14 protein-coding genes are annotated in these 14971 nt (G+C 71.2%); 3 read left to right on the forward strand and 11 right to left on the reverse strand.

Annotation, left to right across the window (positions count from 1 at the left end; translation table 11 throughout):
• The first annotated feature begins 11 nt into the window (after nt 1-11).
• Nucleotides 12-809, forward strand: a complete 798-nt coding sequence (locus ACIRFL_RS13670; RefSeq protein WP_404027547.1) for a maleylpyruvate isomerase family mycothiol-dependent enzyme — start codon at nt 12-14, stop codon at nt 807-809.
• Nucleotides 810-870: 61 nt separating this feature from the next.
• Here the strand turns inward: ACIRFL_RS13670 and ACIRFL_RS13675 are convergent, their stop codons facing one another.
• The 6 genes from ACIRFL_RS13675 to ACIRFL_RS13700 form a co-directional block, all read right to left on the reverse strand.
• On the reverse strand, nt 871-1572 hold the full coding sequence (locus ACIRFL_RS13675; protein WP_404027549.1) for an LAETG motif-containing sortase-dependent surface protein: 702 nt from the start codon (nt 1570-1572) through the stop codon (nt 871-873).
• A gap of 220 nt (nt 1573-1792) precedes the next feature.
• The gene (locus tag ACIRFL_RS13680) at nt 1793-2200 is read right to left on the reverse strand and encodes a VOC family protein (protein WP_404027551.1); all 408 of its coding nucleotides are present in this window, start codon (nt 2198-2200) and stop codon (nt 1793-1795) included.
• Between the two features lie 103 nt (nt 2201-2303).
• Nucleotides 2304-3773 carry a hypothetical protein gene (locus tag ACIRFL_RS13685; protein WP_404027553.1) on the reverse strand — a complete coding sequence of 490 codons (1470 nt, stop codon included), beginning with the start codon at nt 3771-3773 and terminating at the stop codon, nt 2304-2306.
• Complete coding sequence (locus ACIRFL_RS13690) at nt 3755-4495, reverse strand: ABC transporter ATP-binding protein (protein WP_404027555.1); 741 nt, start codon at nt 4493-4495, stop codon at nt 3755-3757. Before ACIRFL_RS13690 ends, ACIRFL_RS13685 begins: the two co-directional genes overlap by 19 nt.
• Before the next feature lie 239 nt (nt 4496-4734).
• Nucleotides 4735-6117, reverse strand: a complete 1383-nt coding sequence (locus tag ACIRFL_RS13695; RefSeq protein WP_404027557.1) for an aspartate aminotransferase family protein — start codon at nt 6115-6117, stop codon at nt 4735-4737.
• Nucleotides 6102-6620: an Lrp/AsnC family transcriptional regulator gene (locus ACIRFL_RS13700; protein WP_404027646.1), complete on the reverse strand. Its 519-nt coding sequence runs from the start codon at nt 6618-6620 to the stop codon at nt 6102-6104. Before ACIRFL_RS13700 ends, ACIRFL_RS13695 begins: the two co-directional genes overlap by 16 nt.
• Before the next feature lie 169 nt (nt 6621-6789).
• On the opposite strand from ACIRFL_RS13700, the gene ACIRFL_RS13705 reads away from it, so the two are divergent.
• Together ACIRFL_RS13705 and ACIRFL_RS13710 are read left to right on the forward strand one after the other, a co-directional pair.
• Entirely contained in the window at nt 6790-8238 is a 1449-nt protein-coding gene (locus ACIRFL_RS13705) for a gamma-aminobutyraldehyde dehydrogenase (RefSeq protein WP_404027559.1), read from the forward strand.
• A 365-nt stretch (nt 8239-8603) separates the two neighbouring features.
• Nucleotides 8604-9797 (forward strand): spermidine/putrescine ABC transporter substrate-binding protein, encoded by a 1194-nt coding sequence (locus tag ACIRFL_RS13710; protein ID WP_404027562.1) that lies wholly within the window; start codon nt 8604-8606, stop codon nt 9795-9797.
• Nucleotides 9798-9846: 49 nt separating this feature from the next.
• Here the strand turns inward: ACIRFL_RS13710 and ACIRFL_RS13715 are convergent, their stop codons facing one another.
• The 5 genes from ACIRFL_RS13715 to ACIRFL_RS13735 form a co-directional block, all read right to left on the reverse strand.
• Nucleotides 9847-10713 carry a carbohydrate ABC transporter permease gene (locus ACIRFL_RS13715; protein ID WP_404027564.1) on the reverse strand — a complete coding sequence of 289 codons (867 nt, stop codon included), beginning with the start codon at nt 10711-10713 and terminating at the stop codon, nt 9847-9849.
• The gene (locus ACIRFL_RS13720) at nt 10713-11672 is read right to left on the reverse strand and encodes a carbohydrate ABC transporter permease (RefSeq protein WP_404027567.1); all 960 of its coding nucleotides are present in this window, start codon (nt 11670-11672) and stop codon (nt 10713-10715) included. Before ACIRFL_RS13720 ends, ACIRFL_RS13715 begins: the two co-directional genes overlap by 1 nt.
• The gene (locus tag ACIRFL_RS13725; protein ID WP_404027569.1) at nt 11666-13096 is read right to left on the reverse strand and encodes an ABC transporter substrate-binding protein; all 1431 of its coding nucleotides are present in this window, start codon (nt 13094-13096) and stop codon (nt 11666-11668) included. The genes ACIRFL_RS13720 and ACIRFL_RS13725 overlap by 7 nt, the downstream gene beginning before the upstream one ends.
• Entirely contained in the window at nt 13093-14073 is a 981-nt protein-coding gene (locus ACIRFL_RS13730; protein WP_404027571.1) for a GNAT family N-acetyltransferase, read from the reverse strand. The genes ACIRFL_RS13725 and ACIRFL_RS13730 overlap by 4 nt, the downstream gene beginning before the upstream one ends.
• 179 nt (nt 14074-14252) lie before the next feature.
• Nucleotides 14253-14936, reverse strand: a complete 684-nt coding sequence (locus ACIRFL_RS13735) for a glycerophosphodiester phosphodiesterase (RefSeq protein WP_404027573.1) — start codon at nt 14934-14936, stop codon at nt 14253-14255.
• Nucleotides 14937-14971 lie beyond the last annotated feature (35 nt).

A 14971-nucleotide genomic window follows, 5' to 3' on the forward strand; every position in this document is an offset into this window, starting at 1 on the left:
GGGTGAGTGCCATGGCCCGTCTTGCCCATGACCGTTACGTCGACGAGATCGCCCAGCAGGTCGCCCAGGTGCGCAACGTGGTGACCTCCGGCGCCGATCTGTCCGCGCCCGTGCCGACCTGCCCGGACTGGCGCCTTGAGGAGCTGGTGTGCCACCTCGGCGGCGCCCTGCGCTGGATCGCCGCGCTCGTCGGCGGCCGGGCCCAGGAGAGGGTTCCGGACGCCGCGGTCCCGGAGTTCGCGGGTCCGGGGCCGGGCAGCGCCCCCGCCGTCCTGGACGCGTGGTTCGCGGACAGCGGCCGGCTGGCGGTGGACGCGTTGCGCGAGGCCGGACCCGACACCGAGGTGTGGGCCTGGGCCGGTGACCGTTCCTCGGGCTTCTGGGCCCGCCGGATGGCACACGAGATCACCGTGCACCGCGCGGACGCCACCCTGGCGGCCAAACTGCCCTACGAGGTCGCGCCGGACATCGCCGCCGACGCGATCGACGAGGGGCTGGAACTGGTGGAGTGGGCGCAGCGCAACAACGCGCACGATCCGGCGCGCGAGATGCGCGGCCCGGTCCGGAGCATCCATCTGCACGCCACCGACGCCCCGCCCGGGCTCGATGCCGAATGGCTGATCCGGCTCGATGAGAACGGCGTGCGGCACAGCCGCGGCCATGCCCGGGCGACGGTGGCCCTGCGCGGCCCGCTGACCTCGGTGCTGCTCGCTTCCTACCGCCGACTGCCGCTGGACAGCCCGGAGTTGGAGATCGCGGGCGAGCGGGCGGTGCTGGAGTTCTGGCTGGAGCGTACGGCGTTCGGCTGAGCGGCCGTGGCCCGCCCCCGCAGTGCGGGGACGGGCCACGGCGGCATGCCGAACCGGGGTGTCAGCGACCGCTGTTCGCCCCGCGGCGGCGCATGCCGAAGAACACCGCGCCACCGCCGACGACGACGAAGGCTCCGGCCAGACCGGCGATCAGACCGGTGTTGGAGTTCGCACCCGTCTCGGCGAGGTTCGAGTCACCGGCCGCCGGGGACGGCGCGTTGCTCGACGTGTCCGCCGGGGCGGTGCTGGTGCTCTGCGAGGCCGACGGGGTCGGGCTCTCGGACTCGGCAGGCGGGGTGGACTCGGACTCCGACGGCGACGGAGTGTCCTCCGGCGGCGTCGGGGTCGGGGTGTCCTCGGTCTTGCAGGCCGTGGACGGGGTGGTGAGGTCGGGCTTGATGTCCTCGTCCACCTGGTTGCCGGCCTTGACGTGGATCCGGTACGTCGCGTTGGGCTTCCAGTCCTCGGTGAACGTGACGGTGGTGCCCTCACGCGAGCCCTTGATCTCCTGGGGCTCACCGACCTGCTTCTCGTCGGCACCGTTGTTCTCCAGGAACACGGTGATGACAGCGGGCGTACCGGAGGCGTCCTTGTCGGTGACGACGATGACGCCGTTGGTGCCGTCGCACTTGGCTTCGGCGGAGAACTCACGGATGTTGCAGGCGAGCGCGGAGTTGGTGACGCCCAGTGCGAGCGCCACGGTCGCGGAGGCAACACCCAGAATGCGCACGGAACGACGTGCGCTACGGCGAGTTATGGACACGTTTGTCCTTTACAGAGTGCATCTGCGGGGGGCTTGCGGGGGTGATGAGGCAACGACGAAGTCCCGCTTCAGCACCCCCATGAGACTCACAGGTCTATAAGCGGTTCATAAGCACTGTCAATGCGGATGCCCCCCACGGGCGCTGGCTTTGCACTCTTGTTAACTCCCGGGAGGTTTCAATGACTTCGGAACCGATTCGATCCGGCCGCCCGGCGTGATGTCAGCCCTGCACCGCCGCCGGATCCATCCACATGACCTCCCAGGTGTGGCCGTCGAGGTCGTCGAAGGCGCGGCCGTACATGAAGCCGTGGTCCTGGGTGGTGCCGCTCGCCGTGCCGCCCGCCGCGATCGCCCGGTCCACCAACTCGTCGACCTTCTCGCGGCTTTCGGCGCTCAGACACAGCAGCACCTCGCTGGCCTTGGCCGAGTCGACGATCTCCTTCGAGGTGAAGGTGGCGTAGCGCTGCTTGCCGAGCAGCATCGCGACGATGGTGTCGCTGATGACGACGCAGGCGCAGTCGTCCCCACTGAACTGCGGGTTGATCGTGTACCCCAGCTCGGTGAAGAACCTCTTCGACGCCTCGACGTCGGTGGTGGCGAGATTCACGAAGATCATCTGCTGGTACATGGGGGCCTCTTCCCTCGGGTGCGTGCCGTTCGAGGGGGTAGACCGGGGGCCGCCGGGAAACTCATCGGCGCTCGCGGCCCCCTCGTGCCGCCGTGCGGATCCCTCAGCGGCGCAGCGGGAGCGCCACCAGGTCGGCCACCGCCACGGTGAGCGGTCCGAACAGGGCGAGCAGGGCGCCCGCGCGCAGGGCCGCGGCGCCACGCAGCAGGGTCGCGGGGGCGCCGAGCCGCACCAGGGCGTCGATGGTGTCGGCGCGGCTCTGCCGGACCTCCACGGCCGCTGTCAGCAGGGTCGCCACGGTGCAGCCGGTGACGAGGAGGACGCCGAGGGTGGTGAGCGGGCCGGAGGAGGGGACGACGGAGGAGTCCGAGGAGAACGACGAGAACTGCGAGAACGACGAGAACGACGAGAACGACGAGAACGACGAGAACACGGTCAGGGCCAGCGCGCCGGAGACGACGGCGCAGACGACGCCGAGCGGGCGGCCGATACGGACGGCCTCCGCCATCAGCGCCCGCCCGGCGAGCAGCCGCAGCGCGCCCGGCCGGGCCGTCTGCAGCAGCCGGCCGCACAGATGGGTGAGGCCGGGGCCGGCCAGGACAAGACCCACGGCGGTCAGGGCCCAGCCGATCAGCACACCGGGCAGGGCCGGGCCGGCGGACCGGTCGCCGTACGCCTCCACGCTCAGGCCGACGGCGAGGACCGCGATGCCCCAGGGCAGGCCGGAGGGGGCGCGCCGCGGATCGGTGAGGGCGTGCGTCCAGCCGGCACCCGGTGGTGCCTGGTCGGCGGGGCCGCCGGCGGCCGGGTCGGGGTGTGCGGGGTCCCACTCGCCGTCCACCGGGGCGGGCCGTTCGTCCCCGCTGCCGGGCCGCTGCCAGGTGTCGCCCCGGTGCGGGACCGGCACCGCACTGACGACCCGTGTCGCGGCGGCCGTTCGGACGGTGCCGTCCGCCGACCGGGTGGCGAACCCGGGGTGCGTCCCCAGGGCCTCGGGTGAGCGCGCCCGCCCGTAGGAGCCGAAGCGGCCGTACGTCCATGCCGCGCGCCGCGCGGGAGGGGCGCCCCGGGGCCGCAGCGCCAGGGCCACCGTGCCCGACGCGATCAGCGGAACCGGCAGGAGCAGCGTGAGGGTGGCGGGCAACGGCAGCGGCTCGCCCGCGGCCAGCAGCTGCCGCCCGGCCCCGTCGAAGGGCATGCCCGTCAGGTCGCCGCGCAGATGGAGGAAGACCAGCAGGGCCACCGCCGAGCCCAGCGTGCAGGACAGGGCCGTGGTCAGGACCGAGATCGCCATCAGCCGGCCCGGTCCGAGGCCGAGGGCCGAGAGCCCGGGGCGTGGCCTGGTGCCCGGGTCGGTGCGGGCGACCGCCACCGCGAAGTGGACGGTGGCGGCCAGCGGCACCGCGCACCAGGCCAGGCCGTTCACCGACTCCGTCGGGTTCTCGGGGTGCGCCAGGGCATGAGCGAGGGCGCTCAGCAGCAGGAAGCCCGTGCCCGCCGCGGCCGTCGCCACCAGGAGGCGGCGCAGATGGACCGCGGGACGGGCGCCGCGGCTCAGACGGAGAGCGAGCACGCCGCCCGGCCTTCCGACTCGGTGACCGGCGGCAGGTGCACGGTGGTCACGCGCCGCCCGTCGAGCAGTGCCACCGTGCGGTCGGCGAGGGCCGCGGTCTCCGCGTCGTGGGTGGCGAGGACGACGGTGATGCCGTGCGAGCGGGCGGCCGTCGTCAGCGTACGCAGCACCTGGGCGCGGTCGGCGCGGTGCAGCGGGGCCGTGGGCTCGTCCGCGAACAGCACCGTGGGGGCCGGGGCGAGCGCCCGGGCGATCGCGACCCGCTGGCGTTCGGACTGCCGCAACTGGTGCGGATGCCGATGGGACCTGTGGCCGACGTCGAGCCGCTCCAGCCACTCCAGGGCGGCGGTCTTGGCGCGGCGGCGGCTGGTGCCGCGCAGCATCAGGGGCAGGGCGGTGTTCTCCCACACGTTCAGCTCCGGGAGCAGGGCCGGCACCGGGTCGATCCAGCCGAACCGGTCGCGGCGCAGCCGTTCCCGGGCCAGCGGGCCCATGGTGTGCACGGGTGCGCTGTTGAACCAGACCTCGCCGCGCCTGACCGGCAGGAGCCCGGACAGACAGCGCAGCAGCGTCGTCTTGCCGCTGCCTCGCGGCCCGCTGACGGCGATGATCTCGCCCTCCCGCACACCGAGCGAGACACCGCCGAGGGCGGGTGAGCCGTCGTGGTGGGTGAAGTGCAGGGAGCGTGCCCAGAGCACGTCGTTGTCCGGCGGGGCCTCCATGGGCGTACACCTCGGTTCTGATCCGCTGTTCCCGGCGCCTGGTCCCCCTTCCGGGGGAACGAAGGCCGGGCCGATCGGTCACTGGCACGCTAGGCAGCCGCCGCGGGGTGGCCGGACAGCACACGGCCCCGGGCCGCCGTTCTTCATTCGAACGGGCGACACCGGGGCCGTCGATCAGCTGATCAGCGGCGCGGAGCGGGCGGAGCCGCACCGCCGCGCCGGGGCTCGGGGCTCGGCGCTCAGAGCTTGGTCCATGCCTCCGTCAGCGTGGCGCGCAGGATCTGCTCGATCTCGTCGAAGGTCTCCTGGTCGGAGATCAGCGGCGGGGCGAGCTGGACGACCGGGTCGCCGCGGTCGTCGGCCCGGCAGTACAGGCCGTTGTCGAAGAGCGCCTTGGAGAGGAAGCCGTACAGGACGCGCTCGGTCTCCTCGTCGTTGAAGGTCTCCTTGGTGGTCTTGTCCTTGACCAGTTCGATGCCGTAGAAGAAGCCGTTGCCGCGGACGTCGCCGACGATCGGCAGGTCGTGCAGCTTCTGCAGGGTGGCCAGGAACGCGGGCTCGTTGTCCAGCACGTGCTGGTTGAGGCCCTCACGCTCGAACAGGTCGAGGTTGGCGAGGCCCACCGCGGCGGAGACCGGGTGGCCGCCGAAGGTGTAGCCGTGCAGGAAGGTGTTGTCGCCCTTGTAGAACGGCTCGGCCAGGCGGTCGGAGACGATGCAGGCGCCGATCGGGGAGTAGCCGGAGGTCATGCCCTTGGCGCAGGTGATCATGTCCGGTACGTAGCCGAACTTGTCGCACGCGAACATCGTGCCGAGCCGGCCGAAGGCGCAGATGACCTCGTCGGAGACCAGCAGCACGTCGTACTGGTCGCAGATCTCGCGCACCCGCTGGAAGTAGCCGGGCGGCGGCGGGAAGCAGCCGCCGGCGTTCTGCACCGGCTCCAGGAAGACCGCGGCGACGGTGTCCGGGCCCTCGAAGAGGATCTGCTGCTCGATCTGGTCGGCGGCCCAGCGGCCGAACGCCTCCGGGTCGTCGCCGAAGATCGGGGCGCGGTAGATGTTGGTGTTGGGCACCTTGTGCGCGCCCGGCACCAGCGGCTCGAAGGGGGCCTTCAGGGCCGGCAGGCCGGTGATGGACAGGGCGCCCTGCGGGGTGCCGTGGTAGGCGACCGCGCGGGAGATGACCTTGTGCTTGGTGGGCTTGCCGGTCAGCTTGAAGTACTGCTTGGCGAGCTTCCAGGCGGTCTCGACGGCCTCGCCGCCGCCGGTGGTGAAGAAGACCTTGTTCAGGTCGCCCGGCGCGTAGTCGGCCAGCCGCTCGGCCAGCTCCACGGCCTTCGGGTGGGCGTAGGACCACACGGGGAAGAACGCCAGCTCCTGGGCCTGCTTGAAGGCCGTCTCGGCGAGTTCCGTGCGGCCGTGACCGGCCTGGACCACGAACAGACCCGCGAGACCGTCGAGATAGCGCTTGCCCTTGTCGTCGTAGATGTAGGTGCCCTCGCCCCGGACGATGGTCGGGACGGGGGAGTCCTCGTACGAGGACATGCGGGTGAAGTGCATCCACAGGTGGTCGTACGCGCTGCGGCTCAGGTCCTTTGTGCTCACGGTTATCGGGTTCCCCACATATAGGTCTGCTTCTTGAGCTTGAGGTAGACGAAGCTCTCGGTGGAGCGCACTCCGGGCAGGGCCCGGATGCGTTTGTTGATGACGTCCAGCAGGTGGTCGTCGTCCTCGCAGACGATCTCGGCGAGGATGTCGAACGAGCCCGCGGTCATCACCACGTACTCGACTTCCGACATGGCGGTCAGCGCATCCGCCGCGGACTCCACATCGCCCTCGACGTTGATCCCGACCATCGCCTGCCGGCGGAAGCCCACGGTGAGCGGGTCCGTGACGGCGACGATCTGCATCACGCCCTGGTCGAGCAGCTTCTGGACGCGCTGGCGCACGGCCGCCTCGGACAGGCCCACGGCCTTGCCGATGGCGGCGTAGGGCCGACGGCCGTCCTCCTGGAGCTGCTCAATGATGGCGAGGGAGACGGCGTCCAGGTGGGGGGTGCCGTTTCTGGGCTCGCGGGACGAGTCCCTCTGGTCTGCGCTTCGACTGGCCACGCCCTCACTGTGCACGAGGTCTCGACAGTTCCGCAAGGCTCCTTCAATGAAATTCGTTGTTTATGACATCGAGACTTGCGGATTTCGCAGCTATGGCCCGAACGGGGGTGTTGAAAACGTCGGCTCCCGGACTAGGGTGGGTGTCTCAGCGACTGGACAGATCTGACCTGACAGGAGGCCGGCAGTGAGCACCGAGCTGGGGCGGCTGCGCAAGCTCCGCAATTACGTCGACGGGGAGTTCCGGGACGCCGCCGACGGACGGACCACCGAGGTGGTCAACCCCGCGACGGGCGAGGCGTACGCGACCGCGCCGCTGTCCGGCCAGGCGGACGTGGACGCCGCCATGGCGGCAGCCGCCGCGGCCTTCCCCGGCTGGCGCGACACCACGCCCGCCGAGCGGCAGAAGGCCCTGCTGAAGATCGCCGACGCGTTCGAGGAGCGCGCCGAGGAACTGATCGCGGCCGAGGTGGAGAACACGGGCAAGCCGGTCGGCCTGACCCGCTCCGAGGAGATCCCGCCGATGGTCGACCAGATCCGCTTCTTCGCGGGCGCCGCGCGGATGCTGGAGGGCCGCTCGGCCGGCGAGTACATGGAGGGCATGACCTCGATCGTGCGCCGCGAGCCGGTCGGCGTCTGCGCGCAGGTCGCGCCGTGGAACTACCCGATGATGATGGCCGTGTGGAAGTTCGCCCCGGCGATCGCCGCGGGCAACACCGTCGTCCTCAAGCCATCGGACACCACCCCGGCCTCCACCGTGCTGATCGCCGAGATCCTCGGTTCGATCCTGCCCAAGGGCGTCTTCAACGTCATCTGCGGCGACCGCGACACCGGCCGCCTCATGGTCGAGCACCCCACCCCGGCGATGGCCTCCATCACCGGCTCCGTCCGCGCCGGCATCTCCGTCGCCGGGTCCGCGGCCAAGGACGTCAAGCGGGTCCACCTGGAGCTGGGCGGCAAGGCACCCGTCGTCGTCTTCGAGGACACCGACATCCCGAAGGCCGTCGAGGACATCTCCGTCGCGGGCTTCTTCAACGCCGGCCAGGACTGTACGGCCGCGACCCGCGTCCTCGTCCAGGAGTCCATCCACGACGAGTTCGTCGCCGCGCTGGCCAAGGCCGCCGCCGACACCAAGACCGGGCAGCCGGACGACGAGGACGTCCTCTACGGGCCGCTGAACAACCCCAACCAGCTCAAGCAGGTCTCCGGCTTCATCGAGCGGCTGCCCGCGCACGCCAAGGTCGAGGCCGGCGGGCGGCAGGTCGGCGAGCAGGGCTACTTCTACGCGCCGACCGTCGTCTCGGGTCTCAAGCAGGACGACGAGATCATCCAGAACGAGGTCTTCGGACCGGTCATCACCGTCCAGTCCTTCTCCGACGAGGACCAGGCCGTGCAGTGGGCCAACGGCGTCGAGTACGCCCTCGCCTCGTCCGTGTGGACCAAGGACCACGCCCGTGCCATGCGGATGTCCAAGAAGCTGGACTTCGGCTGCGTGTGGATCAACACGCACATTCCGCTGGTCGCCGAGATGCCGCACGGTGGCTTCAAGAAGTCCGGCTACGGCAAGGACCTTTCGGCGTACGGCTTCGACGACTACACGCGGATCAAGCATGTGATGACTTCGCTGGACGGCTGACGGGCGCTGCGCTTGGCTTTGGCCGAGGTTGCAGTGGGCGTTGGTGTTATGGCTGGGCGCGGAATTGGCCGCGTCCGGCCGGCAGTTCGTCTGCGGCGCCGTTGTGGTTGGTCGCGCAGTTCCCCGCGCCCCTGTTGGGGTGGGTTCGGTTGGTGGTTGGGTGCGGGGGCGTTGCGGCTGGTTGCGCAGTTCCCCGCGCCCCTGTTGGGGTGGGTTCGGTTGGTGGTTGGGTGCGGCGCCGTGGGGGCTGGTCGCGCAGTTCCCCGCGCCCCTGGCGGCGGGGGGCGACAACGTGTCGGGTGGGGGTGGGGGTGGTTGACGGTGCGTCCATTGTTCTGGGGGGTGGTGTTCGGGATGCTGCGGTGATGGCTCGGACTCCTGTGCACATGCCCCCGTTCCCCCGTCGTTCGCTGCTGCGGGCGCTGGGCGGCGCCGCCGCGCTCGGCGCACTGGCCGGTTGCGGGGTGCCCGCCGCCTATGTCGCGCCCGCCGACCGCGCCGTACCGGACACGTCCGCCGCCGACAAGAGGCTGATCTGGGCGAACTGGCCGCTGTACATCGACACCGACGACGACCACCCGAACCGCCGGCCCACGCTGGCCGCCTTCGAGAAGCGCACCGGCATCTCCGTCGACTACGTCGAGGAGATCAACGACAACGACGAGTTCTTCGGCAAGATCAGCCCCGCGCTGATGAACCGCCAGTCCACCGGCCGGGACCTGATCGTCATCAGCGACTGGATGTGCGCGCGGTTCGTGCGCCTCGGCTGGGTGCAGGAGATGGACCGCGCCCGGCAGCCCCATGTGGCGAAGTACCTCGACCCGCTGCTGCGTTCGCCCGCCTTCGACCCGGGGCGCAGGTTCTCCGTGCCGTACCAGTCGGGTATCACGGGCATCGCCTACAACCACCGGAAGCTGGGCCGCGAGATCCGGCAGGTGAACGACCTCTGGGCGAGCGACCTCAGGGGCCGGGTCACCCTGCTGTCCGGTCTCGACGAGGTCTTCGCGCTGCTGATGCAGGGCAACGGCGTGGACATCACCCGGTGGACCGCGGACGACTTCCACACGGTCTGCGACCAGGTGGAGCGGCAGACCCGTCGCGGCCAGATCCGCCGTTTCACCGGCAACGACTACACCAAGGACCTGGTCAGCGGGGACGTGCTGGCCTGCCAGGCCTACTCAGGGGACGTCATCCAGCTCCAGGCCGACAACCCCGACATCCGCTTCGTCGTCCCCGAGGAGGGCGCGGAGCTGTGGGCCGACTCGCTGATGATCCCCAACCGGGCGCGCCACAAGGCCAACGCCGAACGCCTCCTCGACTACTACTACGAACCCGAAGCCGCCGCGGAGCTGGCCGCCTGGGTGAACTACGTCTGCCCGGTCCCGGCGGCCAAGGACGTGCTCGCCGCCGCCAAGGACAAGGACACCGCGGCCCTGGCCGACAACCCGCTGATCTTCCCCGACGACACGATGCGCGGGCGCCTCGCCGTCGCCCGCGACATCACCTCCGCGGAGCGGCCCGACTTCGCCAAGCGGTGGAATGGGATCGCGGGGCTCTGAGCGCTCCGCCGGATCGGCCGTGCCGCGCCGGAGTTCGTCCCGGGCGCGGTCACTTGAGGCCGCTGAGCATGACGCCGCGGATGTAGTGCTTCTGAAGCAGCAGGAAGAGGATCAGGACCGGCAGGACGCTGAGGACGAGGCCGGCCATGACGACGGGCATCGTGCGGGTGGGGTCGATGTGGTCCTGAAGGAGCTGAATGCCGACGGGCAGGGTCATCACGTCCGGGTCGGCGGTCGAGACGAGCAGCGCCCAGATGTACTCGTTCCAGGCGTCGACGAAGGTCAGCAGCCCGAGTGTCACCACGACCGGCTTGGTCTGCGGCACCACGATCCGCCACCACACGGCGAACTCGCCCGCCCCGTCGATGCGCGCGGCCTCCAGGACCTCGTCCGGGATCGAGAGCATGAACTGGCGCATCAGGAAGATCCCGAAGCCGTTGACGAGGAACGGCACGGTGAGCGCCACGACGCTGACGGTCAGGCCCGCGCCGCCGCGCCCGAACAGGTCGTTGCCGCCCGCCAGCGGCCAGTGCACCAGGATCAGGAACCGCGGGACGAAGAACAGGAACGGCGGGAACATCATCGTGGACAGCACGAGCCGGAAGACGAACTGCCGCCCCGGGAAGCGGAGTTTGGCGAGCGCGTAGCCGGCGAGTGACGACGTCAGCAGCACCGACCCGGTGATCACGGCGGTGGCGACGACGCTGTTGCGGAAGAGCACCGGCAGGTCGAGCTGGTCGATGGCCGCCCGGTAGTTGGACAGGTCGAACGCCTTCGGCAGGAACCGGTACGGCAGCGTGCCGGACTCGCCCGGCCCTTTGAACGACGTCATCAGCATGTCGAGGAACGGCACCACCGTGAGCACGGCGCCGGCCCCGACGACCAGATACGACAGCCACGGGAACCGGCGGCGCATCACGCGTCCTCCCCGCTGCGCCGGAAGAACCACAACTGCACCAAGGTGACCACCAGGACCACGACGAACAGCACGAAGGCGGCGGCGCTCGCCGCGCCCCAGTCGCCGTAGGAGAAGGCCTGCCGGTACATCTCCAGCGCGGCCACTTCGGTCGCGTCGCCCGGTCCGCCCCGGGTCATCACGGTGATCAGCGCGAACGACTGCAGTCCGGTGAGGAACTGGGTGACGCACACGAGCAGCAGGGACGGCCGCAGCAGCGGCAGGGTGATCCTGAAGAAGACGGTGACGGGCCCGGCGCCGTCGAGCGCGGCGGCCTCGTAGTACGACTCGGGAACGGACTTCAGCCCGGCGGTCAGGATGAGGATCGCCGTGCCGAGCGAGGCCCATGCCTGGACGACCACGACGGAGGGCAGCGCGGTGTCCGGGTCCTGGAGGAACGCCACCGAGCCGAGCCCGAGGGCGTTGAGGACGCCGTTGACCAGGCCGCCCGGCTCGTACATGTACTTCCACACGTTGCCGACGGCGACGACGGTCGTGACGATCGGCAGGAAGTACAGGGTGCGCCACAGCCCCTGGAAGCGCAGTTTGTCGATGCAGGTGGCGACGAGTACGGAGCCCGTGAGCGCGAGGGCCACCGTGCCCAGGGCGAACAGCAGCGTATTGGTGAGGACCGGCGCAAGGAACGTCGAGCCGTCCGCGAACAGAGCGGTGAAGTTGTCCGCACCGACCGGATCGATCGCGCCGAGGTCGAACCCGGTCCAGCGGGACATCGACAGCAGCAGCGCGAAGCCGAGCGGCAGGATCAGGAACACGGCGAAGAACAGCAGCGCCGGCGCCAGGAAGAGACAGGCGACGACGGCCTGGCGGCGCCGGGCCCGGCCATGCCCGACGACGGCGGACGGTGCGGACCGCCTGCCCCGCGCCCGCTCGGTCGTCTCCGGTACCAGGGCGTTCACCATGGGCGCGACACCTCCTGGTCGACCTGGCGGCGGGTGGTGCGCAGCGCCTCGTCGACCGACTGCTGACCGGTCCACAGCGCCTCGATGTTCTTGCGCAGCAGCGACTTGGCCTGCTGCGCGCCCGGCCCGTTCGGCTCGGGGACCGCGTACGCCAGCGCGTCCAGGAACGGGCGCAGATTGGGATCGCGGCCCGGGCTGCCGCCGCTGCCTGCACCGCCTGCGCCTGCACCTGCACTTGACCCTGCGCCTGCGTCTACGCCGCCGACACCGTCGCTGTCGCCATCGCCCAGGAGGGTCCGCATGTCGTCGGCGCGGCCGGTCAGCGAGCCGACCGACACCTGGAGCAGGCTCATCCGGGTCGCCGTCGCGCCCTTCGCGGCGTTCTTCACGTCCACCTTCTCGGTGTTGAGCCAGCGCAGGAACTCCCATGCCTCACGCGGGTGTTCACTGGCCGTGTTGACGCCCAGCAGGAACCCGGTGCAGAGCGTGGCGCGTTCGCCGCCCGCCGCGGGGACGGGCACGGGCGCGACGCCCACATCGCGGTAGTCCTCGCCCATCAGGGCCTTCAGGGTCCCGGTCCACCAGCCGGCGCCGACCACCATGGCCACCTGCCCGGACGGGAACGCCCTGTAGACGTTGACGCCGGGGGCGCTCGCGCCCATGCCGACGAGGCGGTGCTCCAGGCCGAACACGGCCCGGCCGGCCGGCGAGTCGATGGCGGTGCGCCTGCCGTCCGCGGAGACGAACCTTCCGCCGGCCGTGCTCAGCAGGGCGAGCGTCTGGCCGACGGTGGTGGAGTCGTCGTAGGTGGAAAGACCGAACCCCTGGACCAGTGTGTTGCCGTACCGGTCCCGCCTGGTGGTGCGGTAGGCCGTCTCCTCCAACTCCCGCCAGGTGCGTGGAGGTCCGGCGACGCCGGCCTCCCGCAGCAGCCGCTTGTTGTAGTAGAGGGCGTACGTCTGCACCTCGGTGGGGTAGCCGTAGACCGTGCCGCCCACCGAGGAGGCGCCGACCGCGGCCTCGCTGTAGCCGCGCCTGATCTCCGCGGCGTGCCCGGACGGAGCCGGCCGCAGCACACCGGCCCGGACCAGCTGGCCGTTCCACAGGCAGTACGGGTGGACGATGTCGGCGCCCTGGCCCGCGGCCTGCCGGACCATGAACGTGGTCAGCAGGTCCGTGAACTCGACCGCCGTCGTGCGCACCTTGACCCGCTCGTGGGTGGCGTTCCACTCGTCGACCGGGCCCTGGAGGGCCTTCTTGAGGGCGCCGCTCGCGTAGTGGGAGAGCAGGGTGAGGACGATCGGATCCCCGGGGCGCCCGGTGCCCCGGTGCGGCGCGGCGCACCCGGAGGCGAGCAGCGCCGAGGGGAGTGCCAGCGCGAAGTGACGGCGGCTCAGACCGGTGGAGCGGCGTCCCGGCGTCATCGGCTGACCTCCCGGCGCAGCACACGGAACCGCCGGGTCGTGCGGAAACCGGCGGCGCGGTACAGACGGCCCGCAGGGGACCGCTCACCCGTCCACAGGAACCACGCCGAGTGCGCACCGCCCGCCCGCATCCGCTCCAGGACCAGATGCAGCAGAACCTTGCCGAGTCCGGTGCCGCGCCTGTCCTCCAGCACACCGAACGGGCCGAACCGCTCGTCCACCGACTCGTACGCGCCGTGCATCGCCCAGCCCACCAGGCGGCCCGCGGGGTCCCGGACGACGACGATCCGGTCGAGCGGCGTGCCCGAGGCCGGACACCCGCGGATCGCGCGCGCCCAGTCCGGGCTGAAGTGGAGCCCGGCGAGCGCCACCAGGTCCACCAGGTCGTCGTCGGACGGTGTGCCGAACCGGTGGCCGTCTGCCGTCAGTTCGGCCAGGCGGCGCGCCGCGTCCTCAGGGAAGCGGTAGCCGACCAGGCCGCGGTCCATCGCCGCCGCCTCGTACAGCGTGCGAAAGCCCAGGGACTCAAGGAGCCCGGCCGCCTCCGGGTACGCCTCGGCGTCCAGGCCGGGCAGGACGTAGTGCGGGGTGTACGAGGAGAAGTCCACCCGGGTGCGGCCGTGGCCGTGCAGCCAGCCGAGGGCGTCGGTCAGCAGCCGGCGGCCGAGGCCGCGCCCGCGGGCGTCCGGGTCGACGAAGAAGAACGGGATCCAGCCCTGCTCCGGCTCCAGGTCGGTGCCGGTCAGCGGCGTCAGCCGGCGCACCGCGTAGGCCGCGCCGACGACACGCTCGCCGTCGACCGCGACGCGGAGCCCCGCCGGATCGAAGTTGGCGTCGAGCAGTACCAGGGAGCGGAAGCGGTCCGCCGTGATCGGGTCGGCCGGCGCGCTGCGGCGCCACGCCTCCACCACCCGCGGACCGTCGCCCACGCGAAAGCCGCGGATCACGGCCCCGGAACGCGTCGCGCGACCGGTCATGGACGGGGGTGCCCTTTTCCGCGCGGTCCCGCCGCGCGTACGGCCGTGCTCATCCTTCGCCCCCGTCCGCCGGTGACATCTCGAAACGGCGGCTGGAAATTTACTTGTATGTCATGGAATTCCGCAATGAGTGACCAAGGCTTCTCTCCCCGTGAGCCCGGCGGGGCGGCCGGAAGCCCTCAGCCCTGGCGGAGGGTGTGGAGCGCGTCGATGCGGTTCGTGGTGATCGAGTCGACGCCCAGGCCGAGGAGGCGGCGCATGGCACGGCGGGTGTCGGGGGTCCACACGGACAGCAGATGACCGCCGTGGTGGACGCGGGCGGCGAGATCCCGGCCGACCAGGCTGAAACGGTAGTTGAGCCAGCGCGGGCCCACCGCCGCCAGCAGGGCGGGCCGCGGCGGCGCGAGCGTCGTCCAGGTCAGGGCGATCTCGGCGGCCGGGTCGGCGGCGCGGACGGCCAGCATCGCCGTCGCGCCCGCGCAGTAGTAGACGCGGTCCCGCGCCCCGGCCGCGTGGACGACCTCCACGATCCGCCGTGCGGTCCGGCGCTGGACCAGGCCCGGCAGGTCGACCATCACCCGGCTGTCGTCCGTCGCGGCCAGCGCCTCCTCAAGCGTCGGCACGCCGCCCGCGGTCAGTCCGCGCACCTCGGCTGCGGACAGCGAGCCGAGCGGCCGGTCGTGCTCCCACAGCCGCTCAAGCGTCGCGTCGTGCAGCAGCACGGGTACGCCGTCACGGGTGAGCCGTACGTCGATCTCGACCGCGTCCGCGCCGCGCCGGAGCGCGGAACGCAGCGAGTCGATCGTGTTCTCACGGAAGCGATAGGGGTCGCCGCGGTGCGCGACGGCGGTCACGGTCTGCATGGACCCCATTGTGCGGATGAACACCGCACGCCGGG

This window comes from Streptomyces sp. NPDC102462 (assembly GCF_044765425.1).
Classification (GTDB): domain Bacteria; phylum Actinomycetota; class Actinomycetes; order Streptomycetales; family Streptomycetaceae; genus Streptomyces.